This is a genomic window from Arthrobacter bussei (assembly GCF_009377195.2).
Classification (GTDB): Bacteria; Actinomycetota; Actinomycetes; order Actinomycetales; family Micrococcaceae; genus Arthrobacter_D; species Arthrobacter_D bussei.
Genome location: NZ_VJXX01000001.1, coordinates 1,348,773 through 1,371,026, shown reverse-complemented (window position 1 = coordinate 1,371,026; position 22,254 = coordinate 1,348,773). Strand labels below are relative to the sequence as shown.

Genomic DNA, 22,254 nt, shown 5'->3' with positions numbered 1-22,254 from the left:
CTCAGGGTGGTGTAATGCCCTTATGCATCTCAACCCTTACGGTGAATACGCGGTCCTCCTCGCGGCATCACTCGCGGATGACTGGCCGGTGGATCGGGCGGGCATCATCTCCAGGACGCGCGAGTTCGGCATGACCATGGCGTTCCCCTCCGACCGCGAGGACCACCCGTCGGTACGCGGCGTGATCGACGAGTGGCTGGCCGTCGTCGATGCCGATTCGGACGATGCCCGGGCTGCGCTGCTGAACCACGCGATGGCCGCCGTGGCGGCATACCCGCGCCTGACCGACCACGACGGCGAGGGCTGGCACCTGCACTACCGGGACGAGGGCCAGGCGCTGCCGAGCGTGCTGCGGGCCGTGATCGGGGTCGGTACCTCGCTGCATCTCGTCACCCGGGGGATGCACCGGCTGGGTCGCTGCGCGGGGGACCCGTGCTCGCGCGTCGTCGTCGACACGACGCGGAACGGCCGGCAACGGTACTGCTCCGTCCGGTGCGCCAACCGGGCAGCAGTGCGTCGGCACCGGAACCGAGCCCCCGGTCGATGACCACCGGATCCCGGACTCCGCCCTGAGGTGGTCCTGGCCGGAGCGGTGTCCGCGCCGGCCCTCGTGCTCCCACTCGTCCGCCCGCTCCCTCCGAGGGCAGGGTGGGAGTCCTGCCGTCGGGCGTCGAGGTGGTCTCAGTCGAGGCAGAACTCGTTGCCCTCCACGTCCTGCATGACGAGGCACGCCTCGTCCTCGTCGTCCGCCGGCAGGAGGTGCAGCCGGCGCGCGCCCAGCGGAACGAGACGGGCCGCCTCGGCCTCCAGTGCGGCGACGCGTTCGTCGCCGCGCAGCCCGGTCCCGACGCGCACGTCCAGGTGCATCCGGTTCTTCACCGACTTCGGCTCGGGTACCCGCTGGAAGAAGAGGCGGGGCCCGATCCCGTCCGGGTCCTGGCAGGCCGACATGGAGCCCCGTCGTTCCTCGGGCAGGGAGGCATCGAAGGCCTCCCAGGAGGCGAAACCGGGTGGCACGGGCGGGTCCACGTACCCGAGAGAGGCCTTCCAGAACGCCGAGACGGCGCGCGGATCGGCGCAGTCGAAGGTCACCTGCACCTGCTTCACATCAGTCATCGCACCAGCGTAGGAGTGCGGAGGAGGTGTGTCGACAGGGGTGGGTGGTCCGCCGGCGTCGTGTGCCGCACCAGCACCGCATCGTGGTCCTGACCGTCACCCTCCGCTACGGCGGAGGTCGAAGGCCCCGTTCGCGCATCCGCGCGATCGACCCGATCGCGTCATCGACGAAGCGCTCGGTCAGGGCGGTGTAGCGGTCGATGTCGGAAGCAGACCAGCCCTCGAGCACTTCACTGATCATCCTGTCGCCGAGGGCGTAGACGCCGCGTGCGGCCTCCACACCTGCCGGCGTCAGGGTGATCAGGGTGGCTCGGCGATCATCGGGATCCGTCGACCGCTGGACCAGGCCGTCAGCTTCGAGTCGCCCCACGATCTTGCTCACGTACGACGCCCCGACGCCGAGTTCGTCCGCGAGGGCCGTGGGACGCAGGGAGCCCCACGCCAACAGGAGCCGAAGGGTCTGGTGGGAGGGTTGATCCAGGGATTCGCCGCTCTTCGCGAGGATCTGGCCCTGCACAGCCGGGGAGTCCCACAGGAGGATCAGCGCGCTGAGGTTGGCAAGGAGCGTGGACCGATACGGGAAGTCATCGGCGTTCAGCGGCCGCCGTCGTTCCGTGTCGTGATCCTCGTCCTCGTCAGCCATCCCAGCACTCTATCCGCATGACCTGCTGAGGTAGTGCACCCCGTAATGCTGTCCTGCAGGACAGTATTATGATACGGTCGTCCTTCGTCGACCGGTCGACGACCGAGCGGTTCACGTGGCCGCACCGCCGTCGACGACGAGCCGCACAGGCTGACCGGGGCCGATCCGGTCGCCACCTCCCGACGGCCGGAACCGTCGGTCCGAACCCAGCGGGCGCGTGTCTCGCTCCCGTCACACGAGAAGAGAGCATCACCATGGCTGAGATCACCCTGCCCACCACCGTCGGCGCCTTCGTCGCTGCCACGAACGCGCACGATGCCGACGCGCTGTTCGCCGTCTTCGCCGGCGGCGCGACCGTCACGGACGACGGGACCACCTACGACACCGGACCCGCACTGCGCGAGTGGATCAGGGTGCACCAGGTCGATCCGAAGATCGTCATCACCCCGGTCTCCTGGCGGGGGACGCGCCTCGTGGGGTCGGTCGACGGTGAGTTCCCCGGCGGTCCCCTCAGGTTCGCCTTCACCTTCACCGAGCAGGACGGCACCATCACCGGGCTGTCGATCGAGCCCGCATGATCGACATGCCTCGCACGCGTCGACGGATCCAGCCACCCCCAGCCGGAAGAGGAGGCCCGCGCAGCGCTACTTCGCGCCGGTCGCGACGGCGACGATCTCCTGCATGTACGGGGCCACGACCTGCTGGGAGATCTTGCAGTCGAGCAGCAGCACGCCGTCGTCGTCGGAGGCAAGCCAGCCCGCCACGCCGTCGAGATCCTGGAGGGTCCTGATCGTGCGGCCCGTGGCGCCGAGGGCGGTGGCGAGGGCGGCGAAGTCGACCTCGTCGATCATCATGGGGCCGGAGTGGATACCACGCACTGCGTACTGGTGGATCTCCGCACCGTAGGCGGCATCGTTGAACACGACGATCACCGCGCGCCGGGCGGTCCGGATGAACGAGTCGAGGTCGGCGAGGGCCATCAGCCCGCCGCCGTCACCCGTGCAGAGCACGAGGGTGGAGGCCGGCAGGGCACGCGCGGCACCGACGGCGCTCGGGAAGCCGAGGCCGATGGTCTGGTAGGCCGTCCCGACCATGATCAGCCGGTTGGGCGCCGGGACGCGCAGGTAGCCGGGCGCCCAGCCGATGAAGTGCCCGCCGTCCTGGACGATCGTGCGGTCCGCCGGCAGCATTCCGTCGAGCGCGCGGCACAGGCTGCGCGGATCGAGCCGCCCGTCGGCGGCGAGTGCGTCACCGTCCTCGCGGGCGTCGTGGGACAGCAGGGCGCGGACTGCGGCGACGTCGCTCCAGCGCGCAGCGGTGTGTCCGGCCGCAGGCGTCCCGATCAGCACGTCCGTCAGCGCCTCCGCGATCGCGCGGGCATCGCCGCGCAGATGGTCCGTGACGACGGCCGAGGTGGGGGCGTCGGCTACGTCAACCTGGATCACGTGGGCGGAGCCGCCGAACGCGTGCCCGAAGCGGGTGGTGAACTGGTTGAGCCGTGCGCCGAGGACGAGCACGACGTCGGCCTCGGCGATCAGCTGAGCCGTGCGTTCCGAGGCCCAGCCACCGGCGATTCCCAATGACGACGGATGGTCGCCGAAGAAGCCGGCGCCGAGGCCGGACGTGGCCGTGAGGGCCCCGAGGTGCTCGGCGAGCTTCGTCGCGGCGCCCTGCGCCCCACTGATCCAGGCTCCGCGGCCGGCGAGGACGAGCGGCCGCTCCGCGGCGGTCAGGACCGCTGCCACGCGTTCGAGGTTACCCTCGGCGGGCAACGGCAGCACCGCCGGCCGGACGGCGCCGGGCTGGTCCTCGTCCGAGGCCTCCACGCCGGCGAGGTCGTAGGGGATGGCCAGCACCACCGGCGTCCGGTGGCGCAGCGCGTGCTCGACCGCCGCAGTCGTCTCCGCCAGCACGTGTTCCGCGGACACCGTGAAGGTCGGGGCGCCGAGCCCCGCCGCGATCCGCACCTGGTCGACGTCCCAGGGGCGCCGGCCGCTGGTGGGGGTATCACCGACCACCAGCACGAGGGGGATGTCCGCCTGCACTGCTTCGGCCAAGGGTGTCAGCGCATTCGTGAAGCCGGCGCCGTAGGTGGTGGTGGCGACGGCCAACCGGCCGGCAGCGCGGAAATACGCGTCGGCGGCGGCGACCGCACCCGCTTCATGCCGGACGGCGGTGTAGTGGAAGGTGTCGGGTGCCGCCATGACGGCGTCGAGGAAGTGGGCGTTGCCGTTGCCCATGACACCGAAGACCTCGGAGGCAGCGGGCTGGAGGGCGGACACGATGCGGGCGGAGACGGTGGCCATCGGACATCTCTCAGGACGAACATCCGGGCGGTGGCGAGGTGCACACGGTCACCCGGGACGTTGGTGGGTGGGATCCGTATGTGCCTCGGGCCGACAGCCCTTATTGCCTCTTTTTCAGGCACGACGCGCGGTGGGCGTCCGACGTCGCCACTATAGCCGACCCCGTTGGACCCGACGGTCGCCCCCGATCCGGGCCCGTGCGCCTTTTGGTCGTAGTGTTCACGGACCGCGGTCCGTCTCCGGTGGATAATGCGCAGCACTCCTCAGTACTGTTTGACCATGGCCACCTCCCTCAGAAACAGCCGCGCCGCCGCGCTTCCCGCCAAGCTCTCCCGATCGTGGCTGCTGGCGTCCGCTGCTTCCGAGGACAACTTCATCCCGGCGCTGACGTCGGAGGCGGACTCGGTGGTGTTCGACATGGAGGACGCCGTCCCCGCCGCGGACAAGGCCGAGGCGCGCGATCGCGTGGTCGAGGCGCTGTCCACGGGGATGACCGCCTGGGTGAGGGTCAACGGGATCGAGACCGACTACTGGGCGGACGACCTCGCGGCCCTGTCCAGGGCACCGGGCCTCCGCGGCGTCATGCTGGCCATGACGGAGAAGCCCGAGCAGGTCACCCACACGGCCATGCGGCTGCAGGCGGGAACCCCGGTCCTGGCCCTGGTCGAATCCGCGCTCGGCATCGAGAACGCGACGGCGATCGCGAGTGCCCCCGGCACGTTCCGCCTCGCGTTCGGCGTCGGCGACTTCCGCCGCGACACCGGGGCGTCCGACGACCCCATGGCGCTGGCCTACGCACGGTCCAAGCTCGTGGTGGCGTCCCGCGTGGGGCAGCTGCCCGGTCCGATCGACGGGCCGACCGTCGGTGCCCTCGGCGACGACCTGCTCGAGGCATGCAAGGTCACCGCCTCCATGGGCATGACCGGCAAGCTCTGCCTCCTGACGGATGCGACCGACACCATCAACCGGGGCCTGTCCCCGAGCGAGTCCGAGATCAGCTGGGCCTCCGAGCTGCTGCGTGAGCACGCGGCGGGGGCCGTGGTGGGCGACGGTTCGTACCTGCCGCGCCTGGCCCGCGCACAGAAGATCTCCTCGCTCGCCGACTCGTACGGCCTGTGGAACGCCTGACCGTCAGCGTGCGAGTGCGTGTTCTTCCGACCCGCTGATCCGCGAGGTGCCGCCACAGTTGGTGCACACCTGCAGCCGCGTCCGCTTCAGCGTGAGGAGCGGCACGAAGAACACCGACAGCTTGGTCTTCCGCTGGACCACCTGCTGCGGGGCGAACTGCCCGCAGTAACGGCAGGACGCCGATCGGGTGAACCGGAGCTGCTCGCGCGTGGTGAGGCCGAAGAGGAAGAACATCCCTCCACCGTAGCGAGTCCCTCCCGCGGGTGAGCGGGCCAGGGGCGCTTCCGGAGCCCCTTGCGGTCGGCGGCGCGGGGTGCAGGGTCATCTCCGACCACGGGATGAGGTGGGCGTGTCCGGTTCAGCCCCCGGCCCGACGCGGCGGCACCCGGTCCCCGGAAGCATGGAGGCATGACCCCCTTCCAGCACGGCAGACCACTGCCCGCCGCCCCCGCCCACCTGCCGCCCGCCGTCCTCAGTGCCCGTGGCCTCGTCAAGTCCTACGAGGCCACGCGGGCCCTCGCCGGGCTCGACCTCGACATCCGCGCCGGTGAATCGGTCGCCGTCATGGGTCCCTCGGGCGGCGGGAAGACGACCCTCCTGCACTGCCTCGCGGGGATCGTCACGCCCGACGCCGGGCAGGTCCTCCTCCAGCTCGACGGCGCCACCACCGACGTCGCGGGCCTCGACGACCGCCGCCGGTCCGCACTCCGGCGCTCGACCTTCGGGTTCGTCTTCCAGCAGGGCCTCCTGATCCCCGAGCTCACGGCTCTCGAGAACGTCGCCGTCGCCCTCATGCTGCTGGGCGTCGACCGCCGGGGCGCCGAGCACTCCGCGGCGCAATGGCTCGGGGCCCTCGGCCTGGGCGGCATGGAGGACCGCCGCGTCGGCCAGCTGTCCGGCGGCCAGGCGCAGCGCGTCGCCATCGCCCGCGCGCAGGTGTCGGGAGCGAGCGTCGTCTTCGCGGACGAGCCTACCGGCGCCCTCGACTCCGGCACGTCCGCCGAGGTCATGGACATCCTGCTCCGGTCGACCACGGGAACGGGCCGGACACTCGTGGTCGTCACGCACGACGACGACGTCGCCCGCCGGTGCGCGCGGACGGTCCACCTCCGCGACGGGCGCATCGTCCGTGACTCGCTGTGCCCGGGGACAGCGGCGTGAGCGCGGCCCTGCGTTCTGCGTCCCCGCGAGCGGAGGCGATCGGTGGGGCCGCAGGTGCCGGCGTACCCCTGCGGGTCGCCGTCCGCCTCGCCTGGCTGCTCGCGAAGCCGTCGGCCAACGGCCTGTCCTCGTCCGTCCTCCCCGTCACCGCCTTCGCGTTCGTGACCGCTCTCCTGCTCACCGTCGTCGCCGGCGGACTCGCCTTTCTCCAGTGGCAGGACGAGACAGGGCAGCTCTACCTCGCGCTCGCCGCCATCGCGACCTCGTTGCTCGTGGTGCCGCTCATGACGCTCGGCGGCTCTGCAGCGAGGCTCTCCGCCCGACGCCGGGACGGACGCCTCGCGACCCTGCGGCTGCTCGGGGCTCCGTCGGGGACCGTCGCCGTCATGACCGTCGCGGAATCGATGATGCTCGCCGCAGTGGGAGCGCTGGCCGGGATCGTGGGTCATCTCCTGCTCCTGCCGCTGGTGCAGCTCATCCCCTTCCGGGGCGAAGCACTGGGCGGTGCGGTGTGGATGGGGCCGGGACCGGTCGCGCTGGTCGCTCTCGGCATCGTGGCGCTCGCCGCCCTGAGTGCTGTCCTGGGCCTCCGGAGGATCGTGATCTCCCCGCTGGGCGTCAGGACCCGGCAGCAGGTCCCGAAGCTGCACTGGTGGCGTGCGGTGGTGGCCGTCTGCGTCATCGCCGTCGTGTCCGTGGTCATGGGGAACCTGGGTGGCGCCCAGGACTTCGCGACCGTGGTGGTGGTCCTCGCCGTCGGATTCGGCGGGGCGCTGGGGGTGTTGAACCTGATCGGTCCGTGGGCCATCGGGGTCGTCGCCCGTCGCCAGGCGCGGTCGGCGCGGAGCCTGGAGCGGCTCCTCGCTGCCCGGCAGATCCTCGATTCTCCGAAGGCGGCATGGCGTCAGGTGAGCGGCGTGGCCATGACGTGCTTCGTGGCGGTGTTCGCGGGTACGGGCGCTGCACTCATGAATGCGGCGGGGCCCCTCGAGGGGAGCGAGCGCTTCCTGGGCGACGACGTCCGGACGGGAGTCCTCATCACGATCGTGGCCTCGTTCCTGATGGTCGCCTGCTCCGCGGGTATCACCCAGGCCTCCCTGCTGCTCGACCGGCGGGACCTGTATGTCGGGCTCGACCGGCTGGGTATGCCGACGGGGACCATGGAGGCGTCCCGGACGCGGGCCGTCCTCCTCCCGCTGCTCGTCGTGTCCATCGGCAGCGCTGCGACGGCCGTCGTGGTCGTGCTGCCGCTCGCGGGGATGGCCCTGATCGTCGCACCGCTGTCCGTGGCGGTGATTCTGGGGTGCCTCGCAGCAGGTGTCGGCCTCGTGGTGCTGGGGCTCCGCGCGACGCGTCCGGTGCTCTCCCATGTGCTCCGGAATCCGGCGGCCGCCCTGTAGGGCAGGGCCGCGCCGCGGCGTCCTACCGGCGCGGGGTCAGGGGCGGCGGAAGCGGTTGACCATGGGGCAGTCGAAGGGGTCGCGGGCGGCGAGGCCTACCCGGTTGAGGTAGGAGACGACGGCGCCGTAGGAGGCGGCGACGCCTACTTCGGTGTAGGGGACGCGGAGGCGTTCGCAGTGTTCGCGGACGATCACGGCCGCTCGGCGCAGGTGTGGGCGTGGCATGTCCGGGAAGAGGTGGTGTTCGATCTGGAAGTTGAGGCCGCCGTAGGCGTTGTTCACGAAGGAGCCGCCGCGGATGTTGCGGGAGGTCAGGACCTGCTTCTGGAAGAAGTCGAGCTTACTGTCCTTGGGGACCACGGGCATGCCTTTGTGGTTCGGGGCGAAGCTCGCTCCCATGTAGACGCCGAAGACGGCCAGTTGGACGCCGAGGAACGCGAACGCCATGCCGACGGGCAGGAACCAGAAGAGGATGCCGAGGTACGCCCCGAAGCGCGCGCCGAGGAGTGCGAGTTCGACCCAGCGGCCCTTGATGGTGCGGCGGGCGAAGAGGGTGCTGATGGAGCGGGCGTGGAGGTTGATGCCCTCCATGGTGAGCAGCGGGAAGAAGAGGTAGCCCTGCCGGCGGGTGATCCACGCCTGGAGGCCTGTGGCTTTGGCGGCGTCCTCCTCGAGGAACGAGATGGTGTCGACCTCGATGTCGGGGTCCTTGCCCTTGGTGTTGGGGTCGTTGTGGTGGCGGGTGTGCTTGTCCATCCACCAGGCGTAGCTGATGCCGACGACGCCGGCGGCGAGGATGCGGCCCGACCAGTCGTTGGCGCCGCGGGTCCTGAAGATCTGGCGGTGGGATGCCTCGTGGGCGAGGAAGGCCATCTGGGTCAGGACGACGCCGAGCACCGCGGCGATGAGCAGCTGGAACCACGTGTCACCCAGGAGCGCGAACCCCGTCCATGCCGCGCCCATGGCCAGGGCCAGGAGGGAGAACACCGCGACGTAGAAGCGCCGTCGGCGGTTCAGCAGTCCTTCCTTCCGTACCTGCTTGAGCAGGACCGAGTAGGAGGCGACGACATCGTTCGGCTTCGAGATACGGACGGTACGCGGTGCGGCGGCAATGCTCAATGGGATTCCCTGGGGCCGGTGGAAGGCTTCCCAGCCCGGGGTGGGGTGTTAACCCGCAGATTCACTCACTGTATGTCAGGTCCCTGAGGAGTGGCTGAGCGTATGTCATGAGCAGGTCACGGTGTTGCTTTCTCCGCGTCGTAGTGACCGGGCCAGTCCTGCACCGGGATGCGCGTGATCTCCCGGACCGTCCCGGCCGTGCCCCACTCGTTCTTCCCGAGACGGGAGAGGGGCTTCAGGGCCTGGACCGAGGGCAGGTCGCCGTCGAGCATGTCCTCCGACACGACCGCGTGCAGCACCTCGCCGAAGACGAGCGTGCAGTCACCCATGTCCTGGATCAGGTGCAGCCGGCACTCCAGGGCCACCGGGGATTCGAGGACGCGCGGTGGGCCCACGGTCGCACTCGGCTCACGGGTGAGCCCCGCTGCGTCGAATTCGCTGACATCCGGGGGGAAGTTCGTCCCGGTCGCGTTGACGGCCTCGAAGAGATCCTCCGGCGTGAAGGCGACCACGAACTCGCCGGTCGCCTCGATGTTGCGGACCGAGTCCTTGCGGCCCACGGAGGTGAACTGCACGATCGGCGGGTCGACCGAGGCGATGGTGAAGAACGAGTGGGGCGCGAGGTTGTCCACACCGTCCGCCGAGGTCGAGGAGATCCACGCGATGGGCCTCGGCACCACGACGGAGGTCAGGAATCTGTAGAAGGCACGGCTGGAGTCCGGGTCGGGGATCACGTCTTTGCGCATGGCGGCAGCCTAGCCCGGCGTTCCGGCCACCCGTGCGGATCGACCGGTCGCGGCCGTGTCAGGTGTTCGACGTCGGTGCGCGCGTGACCGGTGCAGCCTCCGGACCTCCTAGGGTGTCGTGCTCCCGGACGGGGCGTCGCTCCCCTCGGCGTCGGCCGCCTCCGCTCCGTCCGCACCGTCCGCACCGTCCGCACCGTCCGCACCGTCCGCACCGTCCGCACCGTCCGCACCGTCCGCACCGTCGGCCGTGCCCTCCCGGTAGGACGCCGAGATCCGGCGGTACACGGGCGTGAGGAAGGCGAGGAGGGCCGCGACGATGATGACGATGCCGGCCACCAGGAACACCAGGGCGATCCCGCGGGACGTACCGTTGCCGAGGAGGGGGGCGAGCTGCGCCGCACCACCTTCCGAGCGGGCGTAGGGGATGATCCAGAACTGCGCGAGCGGGGCGATGAGGAAAGCGGTGACCGGAGCTGCTGCGGATTCGAACGCCATGGCGAACCCGAAGACACGTCCCTGCCGTTCGAGGGGTACCACCCGCTGGATGACCGTCTGCTCGGCCGCCTCGATGAACGGCACCAGCACGAGGTAGAGCCAGATCCCGAGGACATACAGCCAGGCCCATTCACGGACGGTGAACAGGGCGCCGATGACGCCCATGAGGACGACGGCGACGAGCATGGTGCGCAGGGGGTTCCGCCCCAGTCCGAACTTCGCGATCAGGGCTCCGCCCACGATGAACCCGGAGGCCCCGACGGCGAAGAACGTGCCCCACAGTTCGACGGAGAACAGCTCGAGCCCGTACGGATCCATCAGCGCCATGTAGACGCCCCCGACGAAGTTGTTGAACGTGGAGAACAGGATCAGGGCGAAGAGGCCCGCGATGGCGAGGACCGCGGCGTAGGATCCGCGGAGGTCGAAAGCGCCGTGGGCGTCGGTGGCGGCAGCACGCACCTCCTCCGGCATGCGCAGGGTGAGCAGGTGCACGAAGGCCAGGGCGGTGAGTGCGAGCGCGACGACGATGGTCCAGCCCATGCCGAGCAATCCCACGGACAATCCGGAGAGCACCGAGGTGATGATGAACATCAGGCCCTGGACCATGCCGACGAGCCCGTTCGCGTTGGCCCTCCGGTCCGGCTCGATCAGGATGGTCACCGTCGTCGACAGCGCGATGTTGCGCATGTTCTCGACGACGGCCCCGATCAGCACGATCAGGGTGAAGACCCAGAACCACGGCCGTGTCAGGTCGAGGAGGGTCGGTTCGGGCGTGACGAGGAACATGGCCCCGGCCAGGGCGAACATCCCGAGCGTGAAGGCGCCGGCGAAGCGCATCACGGACACCTTGCGGTAGCGGTCCACGAAGGTGCCGAAGCTGATGCTCGAGAGCGCCACCAGGAGCATGTAGGCCCCGCCGATCACCCCGGTGGCGATCACGTTGCGGGTCTCCAGATAGGCCCAGAAGGTCAGCGCGAACCAGAGGTAGCTCGTGGTGATGTTGGCGACGCCGGTGTTGAGAAGGATGCCGGTGAAGGTCCGTGAGCGCTCGGCCGGGGACCGCACGGAGAGGTCGACTCCTCCGGGTGCGTCTGTGCCGGACCCCGGAGGGGCCGGGGCCTGCTCGGTCATGGCGCCCAGTGTACGTCCGGCGCGGCGGGCCCAGAAGGGGCCGGCCTGCACGCGACGGAGCACGCGGTCGGTCGTTGTCCGCATCCCGCCGAGGACCCTCCGGCTAGACTGGCCGCACTATGGATCTCATGCGCAGGCTCCGCACCCCGATCATCTGGCTCGTCATCGCAGCCCTGGTGCTGAGCATCGGCGCAGGCCTCTTCTCCGTCGTCTTCTGACGGCAGCCCTCCCGTAGCAACTCCCGCGGCCGAGGTCCACCTGCTCCCACCGCGCCGACCGGCTTGTCCGCCGCCGTCCTGTGCCCCTAATGTGATAAGTAGGCTTAGCTTCCGGCGGCCAGTCCATCCCGCGCCTGCCGCGCGGGACACGCATTCTGTACAGGGAGAACACACATGACCTCCGACAGCACGACAGGATCGACCGACCAGTACACCTTCCAGAACCCGGTCACGCGGTTCGAGAGCATCTCGCCGCCCGCAGAGCACACGGCTGAACCGGGCCTCGAGTCGGACCTCGAGATCAAGGCCGACCGCGGGGAGACCTCCTACCGCGGCACCGGACGACTCGTGGGACGCAAGGCGCTCATCACGGGCTCCGACTCCGGTATCGGTGCGGCCGTCGCCATCGCCTACGCCCGCGAGGGAGCCGACGTCGCCCTGTCCTACCTGCCCGAGGAGGAGGAGGACGCCCAGGTGGTCAAGGGCATCATCGAGGCCGAGGGCCGCACGGCCGTCTGCATCCCGGGGGACCTGAAGGACCCCGCTTACTGCACCTCGCTGGTGCAGCAGGCCGTCGACGGACTGGGTGGCCTCGACATCCTCGTGAACAACGCGGGCAAGCAGGTAGCCGTGGAGTCGCTCGAGGAGCTGAGCGACGAGCAGCTCGACCACACCTACAAGACGAACATCTACTCGTTCTTCCGCGTGACCCGGGAAGCCCTCAAGCACCTGAAGCCCGGGTCGGCGATCATCAATTCGACCTCCATCCAGGCCTACGAGCCCTCACCGACGCTCGTGGACTATGCGAGCACGAAGGCCGCGATCAACAACTTCACGAAGGGGCTCGCACAGCAGCTGGCGCCGAAGGGCATCCGCGTCAACGCGGTTGCCCCGGGCCCCATCTGGACGCCGCTGCAGCCCTCGGGCGGACAGCCCGCAGAGGCGTTACCCGAGTTCGGCAAGTCGACCCCGCTGGGCCGCGCCGGACAGCCGACCGAACTGGCTCCGGCGTACGTCTTCCTGGCCTCCTCCGAGGCGAGCTACGTCCTCGGTGAGACCCTGAACGTCAACGGCGGGATGCCCTCGCCCTGAGTTCCGCCTGCCTGCACGGAACAGCCCCGGACTCCACAGGGTCCGGGGCTGTTCCATGCCGTGGCTGAAGCCGGTGGGGGTTGCCCCGCGTCCTCGAGGCTCCTATCCCGCGTCCTCCAGTGCATCGAAGTCGGTACGGTCGATCTTCCGGTGGTAGCGCATGCCCACAAGGCCGCCGAGGATCGCACCGACCAGCGCGATGGCTGCGACGACGAGCAGGCCGATCAGGCCCGGTCCCGTCAGGTCCTGCGCGGAGGGGACGCCGAGTCCCTGGAATCGCTCGGTCACGTTGGCCTGGTTGCCGATGATGAAGCCGACCACGGCGAGGACGATCGCGATGATGACGGCCCACAGCCAGACGGCGACTCCCTGCTTGACGCCGCTGAAGCGGGCCATGCGCCCTGCCACATACCCACCGGCGTAGTAGGAGACCAGGAGGATGACGCCGAGCACCACGGCGGCCGTGATCCCCGTGCTCTGGGCTTCGGTGGAGCCGCTCGCGAGATCCGACGTCGAGAGGTTCGCGCCGTAGCCGAACGCCCCGGCGATCGCCCCCACGAGGGCGGAGAGCAGCACGAACATGCCCGTCGCCGTGAGCCACCCGAAGAAGGCGGAGCCGAACTTCATGCCGCCGAAGTGCTCCTTCTCGCGCTGGTGGATCAGCTTGCGGTCCTCGAGGCTCGGCAGCCCGGACCCGGACCCCGCGACGGCCCCGGCGGTGGCGGCGCGCGGGAAGTGGCGGTCCTTCCCGCGGTCGTCGTCGTGCGCCTTGGACGCGGTGACGGGCGCCACCTGCGTGTGGACCTGCGTCGGAGGCTGGGCATCCCGCGCGGACGCAGACTCCCGTGATGCCGCGACCGGCGTCGGGCGGGTGTGCTCGCGGGTGGACGTGACCTTCGACGACCGGTCCTCCGGGGACGGGTCGGAGTACATGCCCGGCACGTAGTCGCCGCTCGTGTCCTCCTCGGCGGAGTATCCGCCGGGCACGTAGTCGCCGGAGCCGCCGTCGTTGCCGGCGCGGGTGGCTCCGCTCGCCTGATCGCTGCAGGTTCCGCTGCGTGCTCCGGTGCTGGTTCCACTGCCCGTGTCGGCCCGCCCGGCACTGCTCGCACCCGCACCGGACCTGCCGGTGTCCATCAGCTCGGTGGGGGTCTCGACGTGACGGGGGCTGTCGTCGTCCGTGGCCCGGCGCTCGGGGTCGGTGTTCCCTGTTCCTGGTGTACTCACTGGTCCTCCTGATCTCAGGGCCCTCGGGCTCGCTAAGTTGGCTTAGTATTCGTCACAGTATTCCACGGAGTGCCGCGCGGGTGCCGTTCCGCGGCGTCGCGTCGCGCAGCCGGATGCGAGACTTGAACCATGGATCTCCAGGTGTTCATGACGGTCGTGTGCGGCGCCCTCATCGCGGTGGGTGTCGCGGGAGTGGTGGTGCCGGTCCTGCCGGGCAGCATCCTCATCATCGTCTCGCTGCTGGCCTGGGCCCTGACGGTGACGAGTACCGAGGGCTGGGTGGTCTTCGCGATCGGCACCGTCCTGGCCGGAGCCGGTCTCGCAGCCGGGATCGTGCTCACCGGCAGGACCCTCAGGCAGCGGAAGATCCCGGGCAGGTCCGTGACCATCGGCGTCCTGCTGGGGATCGTCGGCATGTTCGTCATCCCCGTCGTGGGCCTGTTCGTCGGCTTCGCCGTCGGCCTCTTCGCCAGCGAGTACGCGCGGCAGCGTGATTCCCGCGCTGCCCTGACCTCGAGCCTGCACGCCCTGAAGGCCACGGGCCTCGGCATCCTCGCCGAACTGGCCCTCGCCTGCCTGGCCGGCACCACGTGGGTCATCGGGGTCTGGGTCTACTTCGCCACCGCCTGAGGCCGGTCTGCACACGGCACCTTCGCGGTACATGGCCCCGTGCGGCCGGCCCTCGGCTCGCCGGTGCGGCGGGGACAGCGGGGGCTCGCGGTCAGGACTTCCCCGAGATGGCCAGCGCGGCGACGATCAGCGCCAAGTGGCTGAGCCCCTGCGGCAGATTGCCCATGAAGGCCAGGTCGTCGGGATCGATCATCTCGGACATGATCCCGACGTCGTTGGCGAGCGGGAGGAGCTCCTCCATCAGGTCCACCGCTTCGTCGCGCCGGCCGACGGCGACGAGCGCCGACACCATCCAGTACGCGCAGGCCACGAACGTGGCCTCCTCCTCCTGCATGCCGCTGTACCGGTAGAGAAGGGGGCCCGCCCCGAGCTCGGCGCGCAGGGCGTCGATGGTGGAGGACATGCGCGGCCCCGTGTCGAAGCCGCTCATGGCGTGCAGGAGGATCGAGGCATCGAGGTCGGTGGAGCCCGGGTACCAGACGTAGCTCTGCCGCTCCTCCGACCAGCCCTGCTCCTGCACCCAGTCCCGGATGCGGTCCCGCTCGGCCTCCCACCGCTCCACCGGTCCCTGCAGCTGGCCGTGCTCGACGAGCAGGACCGCGCAGCGCAGCGCGTTCCAGCATCCGAGCTTCGAGGTGACGTAGTGCCGTTCCTCGGGCAGCTCCCACATCCCTGCGTCCCGGCGCCGCCAGATGTCGCAGGTCAGATCCGCGAGATCCGCGAGTTGCCGCATGGTCGCGGGGTCGAGCACGTGACCCGCCTGCACGTACTGCCACACGATGTCGAAGACGTCGCCGAAGACACCGAGCTGCAGCTGGCCCGCGGCGGGGTTGCCGTCCACGACCGGTCCGATGTGCCGCCAGCCGGTGAGGTCCGGGCGGTCCGTCCCTTCCGGGACCTCGCCGTTCAGGCGCGTGAACACCTCGAGGTCGGATCCCTGGGAGCGGAGGTTCTTGAGCATCCAGGACGCCGCGGCGTGGACCTCCTCGCGGAGTCCCGCGCGCGTGAGCGCATGGAGCGTATAGGCCGTGTCCCGTACCCAGGCGTAGCGGTAGTCCCAGTTCTTGCCGCCGGCGGCGCTCTCCGGGAGCGAGGTGGTCGCCGCAGCGGCGATCGACCCGGACGGGCTGTGCAGCAGCAGCTTCAGTGTGAGGGCACTGCGCAGCACCGCGTGGCGGTAGTCGCCGTCGTAGGCGAAGCTGTCGGACCACGCCTGCCAGTTGCGGATGGTGCGGTCCACGCCGTCGTCGATGGTCTGCGGGTCCGGGAGGGGCAACGGCTCACCGTGCGTGGACACGACGGCGACGAGGTGGCGCGATCCCACCGAGGTGGTGAAAGCGCCGTCGATGGACCGAGCGGAGGCAGTCTTCACGCCGTGGTCGATACCACGGATCCCCAGTGCGACGGCATCGACGCGGAGGATGGGGCCCCCGGGGCCGCTGTCGGCCCACGGCGAGGCCGTGCCGAAGCAGGTCCCCGGCGCCACGGACCACGCCATCTCCACGGAGCCGGTGAGGCCGTCGACGCGGCGGGCGAGTTCTCCCCAGGGGAGGCGGCCCGCCACGCCGGTGTTCAAGGAGTCCGTGACGCGGACGGTCCCGGTGTCCGTGGTGTACGTGGTCTCCAGGACGTTCGACCCGTCAGCGTATCGGCGCTCCACCGAGAATCCGGCCGTGGGAGCGAGGGTCATGAAGCCCTCGTCGGCGTCGAGCAGGCGGGCGAAGGACGGCGTCGAGTCGAGATCCGGCGTGGGGTACCAGTCGATGGAGCCGTCCATCGCCACGAGGGCGACGGTGCGGCCGTCCCCGATGGCCGCGTAGGAGCGGATATCGGCGAAGCCGTCCGCGTCACGGAATGCGATGGCCGTTCCTCCCTGCCGTTGTGCGTGCCTGCCGGCTGACGGGCTACTTTCCCTTGAAGCGCGTCTTGTCGGCGCGCGGGGCCTGGCCGTTGTTGCGCTTGGCCAGGACGCGGGAGGCGATGACGGGCACCAGGGCCCACAGGATCTTCTTCAGCATGATGATGTCCTCTGCTCGGGAGCCGGCGGCGGTGATCGCCGGACTGTTCCATCAGTCTACGTACTGTTCCCCTGCAGCCCGTCCCTCGGTGACGAAGTCCCGCAGCGCCTGCAGCTGCGCGTGTCGTGCTACCGGGTTGAGGTACATCATGTGGCCGGCCTCGTGGTAGTGGTGCGTGAAGCGCGCACGGGCGGCATCGTCGAGGTTCATGTGGGCCCAGACGTACTCGGCGGCGAAGTGCGGCGTCGCACCGTCGTGGTAGCCGTAGTCCACGTGCACGCGGAGCGCGGGATTGTGCACGAGCAGGCGCTCGAGAACACCCGAGACGTCCACGGGGGCGCCCTCGAACGTGCGGTAGCTCCACGGCTGCACCCGGGCGGTGAGGATCTCGTACGGGAGATCGTTCTCGTAGCCGAGTTCGGCGCGCACGTAGTGGTTCATGGCTGCCGAGTACGGGCCCGTGATCGCACGGATGCTCGGGTCGTCGAAGGAGCCGGACGCCTGGAGGTTGGCCGGACGGGCGGCGAACCTGCCGTCGATACGACCGACGGCGAGCCCCTCCGAGCGCAGGATCTCCGCCGCGAACTCGTGGTACGCCCAGCGGAAGTTCGAGCGGCGGATGAATCCGGCGTCGAGCGTCGTGATGGCCTCCAGTCGCGCCACCGTCTCCTCGTACTCCTCGGGCGTGAGCCGGCCGCCCTGTGTGAGGGCGAAGCCGAAGTCCCGGGCCGCGTACTCCTCCGCCTCGCGGACGACGTCGGCGAGCTCACGGTCGCCGTGGCGGCCGTGATAGTGCGCGATCGCGGCATACGTGGGCAGGTGCAGGGCGTAGGGGAGGTCGCTGCCGGGGAAGAAGCGCAGCGTCGACATGTTCAGGACGGTCGAGATGAGTCCCAGGCCGTTGACGGCCATGCCGTACGCGTCGAACAGCCGGCCGGCGACGGCGACGGCGCGCAGCGTCCCGTAGGACTCCCCGACGAGGTACTTCGGCGACAGCCAGCGGTTGTTGCGCGTGGTCCAGAGACGGATCACCTCGGCCACCAGGTCGCGGTCCTGGATGAAGGCGTGGAACTCGTCGGCCTTCTCGCCCTCGACGACCCGCGAAAACCCGGTGTTCACCGGATCGATCATCACCAGGTCGCTGGATGCGAGCAGGCTGTCCGGGTTGTCGACGAGTCCGAAGGGGGCGGGCGTCATGGATCCGACGTCGCCGGAGTCCACCAGGCGGGGGCCGAGGAGGCCCAGGTGGAGCCAGACGGAGGCCGAGCCGGGCCCGCCGTTGAAGGCGAAGGTGACGGGGCGCCCGGGTTCGGCGTCCTGCTTGGTGTACGCGACGACGAAGATCTCGGCCTTCGGCTTGAAGCCGTCGGCCTTGCCGTCCTTCGTCTCCTCGCGCCGCAGCACCAGGCGGCCGGTGGTCGTGGTGTACCTCAGGCCGGACGGTGCAGTGTGCTCCCGGACGGCGAAGTCGTCGGTGACGTCCTTCGTGTCCGCGATACCGGCACCCTTCTGTGCGTCGGTCGCCGTCGTCCCTGGTGTGTCCTGCGTCTCGTCAGCCATGGCAGAAGACTACCGGTAGTTTCCAGAGGCAACAGCTCAGGTGTCGGCCGGAGTCGCCTCGCGCCGCGCGGCAGATCCGGTGTCCCCGCCCTGCTCGGGTGAGGAGGATGCGGATCCCTCCGTCGCGGGAGCTCCGACGGCGCCGGCGTCGCCCTCCCAGACCCGGTTCTGCTGGGGCTTGGCGAAGAAGAGAGCGGCCGCGAAGCCGATGAGCACGACGACGGCGGGCAGATAGAGGGACTGGCCCATGGACAGGGCGTAGCCTGCCTTCGCCTCGTCGGGCAGGGCGGCGCCGGGGGTCGCAGTCATTCCTCCACCGCCCATGTTCGTCATGAGCCGTGACTGCATGATCGCTGCGATGGCGGCGCTGCCGAGGACCGCACCCATCTGGCGGGTGGTGTTGTAGACCCCCGACCCGGCACCGGCCAGTGACGGGGCCAGATTGCGGGTGGCGGTGAGCGACACGGGCGCCCAGATCCCCGCGCTCGAGAGGCCGAGCAGGGAGATGGGCAGGAGCAGTTGCCAGAGGGCGACGTCCGGCGTGAGGATCGATCCAAGCCAGAACAGTGCGGCGGACATCCCCGCGAATCCTGCCACGGCCATGAACTTCGGGTTGTTGCGCTGCACGAATTTGCCGACGAACGGCGCGAGGACACCCGAGATCACGGCCATCGGCGTGAGCAGCAGGGCGGCCTGCGTGGGGGAGAGGCCACGGACGGTCTGCGCGTAGAGCATGAGCGGCAGGGTCATGGTGGTGATGGAGAAGCCCATCGCGGTGATCGAGGTATTGGCCAGCGAGAAGTTGCGGTCGCCGAAGAGGCGGAGCGGCACGAGGGGTTCACCACGGTTGATGCGCTGCCAGACCACGAAGGCGACGAGCAGCACGATTCCCGTGATGATGAGCGACCACACCGACAGGGGGCCGGCGATGGTGCCCCAGTCGTAGCTCTCCCCCTCCTGGATCCCGAACACCAGGCAGAAGAGGCCCGCCGCGCTGAGGAAGACCCCGAGCATGTCGAAGCGGTGCGAGGTGGTGGGCAGGGTGGGTACGAGTCGTGAGGCGAGGATGAACCCGACGACACCGACCGGCACGTTGATGAAGAAGATCCATTCCCAGCCCGCGGAGTCGACCAGGACGCCGCCGAGGACGGGGCCGACGAGCGTGGCGATCCCGGCGACCGAACCCCACAGGCCCATGGCCGCGCCGCGGCGCTCGGGCGGGAAGATCCGGGTGATCACGGACATGGTCTGCGGTGTCATGAGCGCGGCCCCGAGGCCCTGCAGCACGCGGGCGAGGATGAGTGCCTCGACGCTTCCGGACAGCCCGCACCAGGCACTGGAGAGCGTGAAGACGACGAGCCCCACGAGGTAGATGCGCTTCGGCCCGAAGCGGTCTCCCAGCCTGCCGGTCACGAGGAGCGGCACGGCGTAGGCCAGCAGGTAGGCACTGGTCACCCAGATGACGCTGTCGATACCCGCGTCCAGACCGGCCATGATGGCCGGCGTCGCGACGGACACGATCGTGGAGTCGACGAGGATCATGAAGAACCCGATGACGAGCGACCACAGGGCCGGCCACGGCCGGACGTCGTCGTTCTGGAGCTGGGCAGGGGCTTCCTGCCGGGGATTGCTGGACATGGGGAGAAGACTACTCCCGGCCGCTGACAGGCCGGTGCGCGTTCGGCCGGCGGACGGCGCTTTGGGATCGGGCCGCCCTTCTGGGTACAGTATGGGTGTTCGGCAGAGGTGTCCGGGGCTTTAGCTCAGTTGGTAGAGCGTTTCGTTCGCAATGAAAAGGTCGGGGGTTCGATTCCCCCAAGCTCCACAGTTCCCGTCCACAGAAGAAGCGAGGCCCCTGGTCACCAGGGGCCTCGCTTCTTTTGTGTGGGATGGAGCGGTGTGGTCAGGTCACCGGGACTGGTACTGGCCCGGCTGGTAGGAACCGGCCGCGCCGTGCCCCTGCTGGGGCGCCTGCCCGAGCGGGTAGCGCGCCGCGTCCGGGCCGAGGTAGCGGGCGCCGCCGTAGGACAGGACGAAGTACATGATCAGGCTGAAGAAGAAGATGAGCACTGCTGTCCCGGCGCCCTTGCCGAACACCTTGGCGAGGTTGATGGCGAGCAGGACGACCAGCACGATGTTCGCGACCGGGATGAAGGACAGGATCACGAGCCACGGGGACAGGCCCGAGATCTTCAGGAGCACGATGATGTTGTAGAGGGGGACGACGGCGGCCCACGCGGGCTGTCCGGCTTTCTTGAAGATCCCCATCAGTGCGAAGCCGGTGATGGCGAGAGCGATCACGGCGCCGAGGAGGCCACCGACGGCAGCGCCGGCGGCTGCTGCGGGGTCGGTCGTGGTGGTCGTGGAGGTCATCGCCGGGAGCATGCCTGTGGCAAGGGCGGAAGTCAGTGTCATATCGCGAACAGTACCGTCGTTTTAATGAATTCGGGACGAACTGTGGATGGCCGTTCCGTGGCGCGCCGCGCCAGCGGTTCGGAGGTCACTCCTCGGCGGACCTGCGGATCCAGGGCCGCGCCGCCACGATGCGGGCCAGGGGCGCGAGCCAGGACATCACGACGAGCAGGGTGAAGGTGCTGCTGAGGGAGGAGCCGAGGCTCGTCGACGGCAGCAGCTGGTGCACCCCGACGAGGATCGCCGCCACGAGCATGAGCTTCTTCACCCCGTTAAGGATGTGGAGCGGGACGGGACGGGGCCAGGGCGTGAAATCGACCGGGTCCTGGGTCTCCCGGGCATCCTGCGGACTCATCGTGACCCCCCTCCTCTGCATCCTGCGCATCCTGCGCATCCTGTGCTCCCATTATCCCCATGGAGGCCCGGCAGGGCACGCGCTGCCGGGCGGACGACGATGGGGAGCCGTCAGCCGAGGACCGCCCAACCGCGTGCGGGCACCAGCGCTCCGGCGCCGTCGACGGCCGCTTCCCCCGCAAGGACATCCGAGGCGCCGCCCACGTCGACCCGGGCGGGTCGGCGCGAGAGATTGAGGGCCACCACCAGTTCCTCGGGTCCCTCGGCCGTGACGCGGTAGGCCAGCACCTCGTTGGAGAGCTGCAGCACCTGCGTCGTCGCGCGGTGCAGCCACGCATGCCGGCGTCGCAGCCCGATGAGCTGCTGATGGACGGCGAACACGCCCTGGCCGATGGAGGAGAGGTCCGAGGGTGAGGGCGGGAACAGCGGCCTGACGTCGTCGTCGCCGCCGGCCCTGTCCTCCTTCACCCCGCGATACCCCTGCTCGTCGCCGTAGTAGACGGAAGGGGTCCCGCCGAGCGTCATGAGGAGGACGACGGCGTGCGCCACGAGGGCGGGATCGGTGAGTCTGCTGGCGATGCGCGTGACGTCGTGGTTGCCGACGAAGGTGAGCGGCGCATAGGACGCCAGTAGGGCGTTGTGCCGTTCGAGTGCCGCGGACAGCTCGAAGAAGTTGGCGTCGTTGAGCGAGCTCCAGATGGCCTTCCACAGTTCGTACTGGGTCGCGGAGTCGAGACCGCCCGCGCCGACCTCGGCCGCGTAGTCGCTGTGGATGTATTCGCCGATCAGGTAGGCATCGGGATGGGCGGCCCGGACCCGGGCCGTGACGTCGGCCCAGAACGGCGCCGGGACGGCGTACGCGGCATCGAGCCGCCAGCCGTCCGCTCCGCGGTCCAGCCAGTACCGCATGACCTCGACCACGAGATCAGCGACGGCGGGCTCGCGGTGGTCGAGGGCGACGAGGTGGTGGTGGCCCTCGAAGTCGCGATATCCGGGTTCCGTCCCCGGGCCTGCGCCGTCGGGCCAGTCCAGGACGAACCAGCGGGTGCTTGCCGCTCCCGGTCCGTCGGCGAGGACGTCCTGGAACGGCCGGAAGGACCGGCCCACATGGTTGAACACGCCGTCCAGCAGGATCCTCAGCCCGCGCCGGTGGGCCTCGGCGACCAGGGTGTCGAAGTCCTCGAGGGTGCCCAGCCGGGCGTCGATCCGGAAGTAGTCGGTGGTGTCGTAGCCGTGGGTCTCCGAGGCGAACACCGGGCCGAGTGTCAGCCCCGACGCGCCCAGCTCCACCGCGTAGTCCAACCAGGGAAGGAGATCCAGGAGCCGATGCTGCGCGGCGGGCCGGTCGGTGGCGGTCTTCTCCGCCCCGACGAAGCCGAGGGGGTACACCTGCCACCAGATGACGTGCTCTACCCAGGGGGCACTCTTCACGGGCGACGGCCTTCCAGCTGGTGGGCGCCGACGGAGAGAGCCGGCGTACCGCTCCGATGGACCGGCC

The 22,254-nt window shown here is 69.8% G+C and carries 21 protein-coding genes and 1 tRNA gene; 8 read left to right on the top strand and 14 right to left on the bottom strand.

Annotated elements, in window-relative coordinates:
- The first annotated feature begins 22 nt into the window (after positions 1 to 22).
- Positions 23 to 547 (top strand): CGNR zinc finger domain-containing protein, encoded by a 525-nt coding sequence (locus FNH21_RS06505; RefSeq protein ID WP_152813183.1) that lies wholly within the window; start codon positions 23 to 25, stop codon positions 545 to 547.
- 134 nt (positions 548 to 681) lie between these two features.
- Here FNH21_RS06505 and FNH21_RS06500 read toward each other — a convergent pair whose 3' ends face one another.
- Positions 682 to 1,116: a VOC family protein gene (locus FNH21_RS06500; RefSeq protein ID WP_152813181.1), complete on the bottom strand. Its 435-nt coding sequence runs from the start codon at positions 1,114 to 1,116 to the stop codon at positions 682 to 684.
- A gap of 106 nt (positions 1,117 to 1,222) precedes the next feature.
- Positions 1,223 to 1,759: a MarR family winged helix-turn-helix transcriptional regulator gene (locus FNH21_RS06495; protein WP_152813179.1), complete on the bottom strand. Its 537-nt coding sequence runs from the start codon at positions 1,757 to 1,759 to the stop codon at positions 1,223 to 1,225.
- A gap of 254 nt (positions 1,760 to 2,013) precedes the next feature.
- Here FNH21_RS06495 and FNH21_RS06490 point away from each other — a divergent pair, with 254 nt between their 5' ends.
- Positions 2,014 to 2,337: a nuclear transport factor 2 family protein gene (locus FNH21_RS06490; protein ID WP_152813177.1), complete on the top strand. Its 324-nt coding sequence runs from the start codon at positions 2,014 to 2,016 to the stop codon at positions 2,335 to 2,337.
- A 66-nt stretch (positions 2,338 to 2,403) separates the two neighbouring features.
- On the opposite strand, the gene FNH21_RS06485 is transcribed toward FNH21_RS06490, so the two are convergent.
- The gene (locus FNH21_RS06485) at positions 2,404 to 4,065 is read right to left on the bottom strand and encodes a thiamine pyrophosphate-binding protein (protein ID WP_152813175.1); all 1,662 of its coding nucleotides are present in this window, start codon (positions 4,063 to 4,065) and stop codon (positions 2,404 to 2,406) included.
- Positions 4,066 to 4,344: 279 nt separating this feature from the next.
- Between FNH21_RS06485 and FNH21_RS06480 the strand changes: the two genes are divergently transcribed.
- Positions 4,345 to 5,193 carry an HpcH/HpaI aldolase/citrate lyase family protein gene (locus FNH21_RS06480; RefSeq protein WP_152813173.1) on the top strand — a complete coding sequence of 283 codons (849 nt, stop codon included), beginning with the start codon at positions 4,345 to 4,347 and terminating at the stop codon, positions 5,191 to 5,193.
- Positions 5,194 to 5,196: 3 nt separating this feature from the next.
- Here FNH21_RS06480 and FNH21_RS06475 read toward each other — a convergent pair whose 3' ends face one another.
- Positions 5,197 to 5,427 carry a zinc-ribbon domain-containing protein gene (locus FNH21_RS06475; protein WP_152813171.1) on the bottom strand — a complete coding sequence of 77 codons (231 nt, stop codon included), beginning with the start codon at positions 5,425 to 5,427 and terminating at the stop codon, positions 5,197 to 5,199.
- Between the two features lie 174 nt (positions 5,428 to 5,601).
- Between FNH21_RS06475 and FNH21_RS06470 the strand changes: the two genes are divergently transcribed.
- Both FNH21_RS06470 and FNH21_RS06465 read left to right on the top strand, forming a co-directional pair.
- Positions 5,602 to 6,354, top strand: a complete 753-nt coding sequence (locus FNH21_RS06470) for an ABC transporter ATP-binding protein (protein WP_152813170.1) — start codon at positions 5,602 to 5,604, stop codon at positions 6,352 to 6,354.
- Complete coding sequence (locus FNH21_RS06465; protein WP_338403178.1) at positions 6,351 to 7,754, top strand: FtsX-like permease family protein; 1,404 nt, start codon at positions 6,351 to 6,353, stop codon at positions 7,752 to 7,754. Before FNH21_RS06470 ends, FNH21_RS06465 begins: the two co-directional genes overlap by 4 nt.
- A 36-nt stretch (positions 7,755 to 7,790) precedes the next feature.
- On the opposite strand, the gene FNH21_RS06460 is transcribed toward FNH21_RS06465, so the two are convergent.
- The 3 genes from FNH21_RS06460 to FNH21_RS06450 form a co-directional block, all read right to left on the bottom strand.
- Entirely contained in the window at positions 7,791 to 8,873 is a 1,083-nt protein-coding gene (locus FNH21_RS06460; protein ID WP_152813168.1) for a fatty acid desaturase family protein, read from the bottom strand.
- A 116-nt stretch (positions 8,874 to 8,989) separates the two neighbouring features.
- On the bottom strand, positions 8,990 to 9,619 hold the full coding sequence (locus tag FNH21_RS06455; RefSeq protein WP_152813166.1) for a flavin reductase family protein: 630 nt from the start codon (positions 9,617 to 9,619) through the stop codon (positions 8,990 to 8,992).
- Positions 9,620 to 9,727: 108 nt separating this feature from the next.
- The gene (locus tag FNH21_RS06450; protein WP_152813164.1) at positions 9,728 to 11,245 is read right to left on the bottom strand and encodes an MFS transporter; all 1,518 of its coding nucleotides are present in this window, start codon (positions 11,243 to 11,245) and stop codon (positions 9,728 to 9,730) included.
- Positions 11,246 to 11,637: 392 nt separating this feature from the next.
- On the opposite strand from FNH21_RS06450, the gene FNH21_RS06445 reads away from it, so the two are divergent.
- The gene (locus FNH21_RS06445; protein ID WP_055766803.1) at positions 11,638 to 12,555 is read left to right on the top strand and encodes an SDR family oxidoreductase; all 918 of its coding nucleotides are present in this window, start codon (positions 11,638 to 11,640) and stop codon (positions 12,553 to 12,555) included.
- A 102-nt stretch (positions 12,556 to 12,657) separates the two neighbouring features.
- Here the strand turns inward: FNH21_RS06445 and FNH21_RS17040 are convergent, their stop codons facing one another.
- Positions 12,658 to 13,782, bottom strand: coding sequence for a YrzE family protein (locus FNH21_RS17040; RefSeq protein ID WP_241742744.1), 1,125 nt, complete (start codon positions 13,780 to 13,782; stop codon positions 12,658 to 12,660).
- Positions 13,783 to 13,911: 129 nt separating this feature from the next.
- Here FNH21_RS17040 and FNH21_RS06435 point away from each other — a divergent pair, with 129 nt between their 5' ends.
- A complete protein-coding gene (locus FNH21_RS06435; protein WP_152813162.1) occupies positions 13,912 to 14,412 on the top strand; it encodes a DUF456 domain-containing protein in 501 nt (166 codons plus the stop codon).
- Positions 14,413 to 14,503: 91 nt separating this feature from the next.
- On the opposite strand, the gene FNH21_RS06430 is transcribed toward FNH21_RS06435, so the two are convergent.
- The 3 genes from FNH21_RS06430 to FNH21_RS06420 all read right to left on the bottom strand — a co-directional run bounded on the left by FNH21_RS06430 (position 14,504) and on the right by FNH21_RS06420 (position 19,628).
- Entirely contained in the window at positions 14,504 to 16,273 is a 1,770-nt protein-coding gene (locus tag FNH21_RS06430; RefSeq protein WP_338403203.1) for a glycoside hydrolase family 15 protein, read from the bottom strand.
- Positions 16,274 to 16,481: 208 nt separating this feature from the next.
- Positions 16,482 to 17,990, bottom strand: a complete 1,509-nt coding sequence (locus FNH21_RS06425; protein ID WP_152813160.1) for a S10 family peptidase — start codon at positions 17,988 to 17,990, stop codon at positions 16,482 to 16,484.
- 36 nt (positions 17,991 to 18,026) lie between these two features.
- Positions 18,027 to 19,628 (bottom strand): DHA2 family efflux MFS transporter permease subunit, encoded by a 1,602-nt coding sequence (locus FNH21_RS06420; RefSeq protein WP_152813158.1) that lies wholly within the window; start codon positions 19,626 to 19,628, stop codon positions 18,027 to 18,029.
- 114 nt (positions 19,629 to 19,742) lie between these two features.
- On the opposite strand from FNH21_RS06420, the gene FNH21_RS06415 reads away from it, so the two are divergent.
- A tRNA-Ala gene (locus FNH21_RS06415) sits at positions 19,743 to 19,815 on the top strand.
- 83 nt (positions 19,816 to 19,898) lie between these two features.
- On the opposite strand, the gene FNH21_RS06410 is transcribed toward FNH21_RS06415, so the two are convergent.
- The 3 genes from FNH21_RS06410 to FNH21_RS06400 all read right to left on the bottom strand — a co-directional run bounded on the left by FNH21_RS06410 (position 19,899) and on the right by FNH21_RS06400 (position 22,187).
- Positions 19,899 to 20,405, bottom strand: coding sequence for a DUF5684 domain-containing protein (locus FNH21_RS06410; protein WP_191931664.1), 507 nt, complete (start codon positions 20,403 to 20,405; stop codon positions 19,899 to 19,901).
- Positions 20,406 to 20,490: 85 nt separating this feature from the next.
- Positions 20,491 to 20,757, bottom strand: a complete 267-nt coding sequence (locus tag FNH21_RS06405) for a hypothetical protein (protein WP_152813156.1) — start codon at positions 20,755 to 20,757, stop codon at positions 20,491 to 20,493.
- Between the two features lie 110 nt (positions 20,758 to 20,867).
- A complete protein-coding gene (locus tag FNH21_RS06400) occupies positions 20,868 to 22,187 on the bottom strand; it encodes an alpha-amylase family glycosyl hydrolase (RefSeq protein ID WP_191931663.1) in 1,320 nt (439 codons plus the stop codon).
- Between the last annotated feature and the right edge of the window lie 67 nt (positions 22,188 to 22,254).

Coding starts and splice junctions, on each gene's coding strand:
- FNH21_RS06490 (WP_152813177.1), top strand. CDS start 2,014: ATGGCTGAGATCACCCTGCCCACCACCGTCGGCGCCTTCGTCGCTGCC.
- FNH21_RS06485 (WP_152813175.1), bottom strand. CDS start 4,065: ATGGCCACCGTCTCCGCCCGCATCGTGTCCGCCCTCCAGCCCGCTGCC.
- FNH21_RS06500 (WP_152813181.1), bottom strand. CDS start 1,116: ATGACTGATGTGAAGCAGGTGCAGGTGACCTTCGACTGCGCCGATCCG.
- FNH21_RS06470 (WP_152813170.1), top strand. CDS start 5,602: ATGACCCCCTTCCAGCACGGCAGACCACTGCCCGCCGCCCCCGCCCAC.
- FNH21_RS06495 (WP_152813179.1), bottom strand. CDS start 1,759: ATGGCTGACGAGGACGAGGATCACGACACGGAACGACGGCGGCCGCTG.
- FNH21_RS06505 (WP_152813183.1), top strand. CDS start 23: ATGCATCTCAACCCTTACGGTGAATACGCGGTCCTCCTCGCGGCATCA.
- FNH21_RS06425 (WP_152813160.1), bottom strand. CDS start 17,990: ATGGCTGACGAGACGCAGGACACACCAGGGACGACGGCGACCGACGCA.
- FNH21_RS06480 (WP_152813173.1), top strand. CDS start 4,345: ATGGCCACCTCCCTCAGAAACAGCCGCGCCGCCGCGCTTCCCGCCAAG.
- FNH21_RS06475 (WP_152813171.1), bottom strand. CDS start 5,427: ATGTTCTTCCTCTTCGGCCTCACCACGCGCGAGCAGCTCCGGTTCACC.
- FNH21_RS06445 (WP_055766803.1), top strand. CDS start 11,638: ATGACCTCCGACAGCACGACAGGATCGACCGACCAGTACACCTTCCAG.
- FNH21_RS06455 (WP_152813166.1), bottom strand. CDS start 9,619: ATGCGCAAAGACGTGATCCCCGACCCGGACTCCAGCCGTGCCTTCTAC.
- FNH21_RS06420 (WP_152813158.1), bottom strand. CDS start 19,628: ATGTCCAGCAATCCCCGGCAGGAAGCCCCTGCCCAGCTCCAGAACGAC.
- FNH21_RS06450 (WP_152813164.1), bottom strand. CDS start 11,245: ATGACCGAGCAGGCCCCGGCCCCTCCGGGGTCCGGCACAGACGCACCC.
- FNH21_RS06410 (WP_191931664.1), bottom strand. CDS start 20,405: ATGACACTGACTTCCGCCCTTGCCACAGGCATGCTCCCGGCGATGACC.
- FNH21_RS06435 (WP_152813162.1), top strand. CDS start 13,912: ATGGATCTCCAGGTGTTCATGACGGTCGTGTGCGGCGCCCTCATCGCG.
- FNH21_RS06405 (WP_152813156.1), bottom strand. CDS start 20,757: ATGAGTCCGCAGGATGCCCGGGAGACCCAGGACCCGGTCGATTTCACG.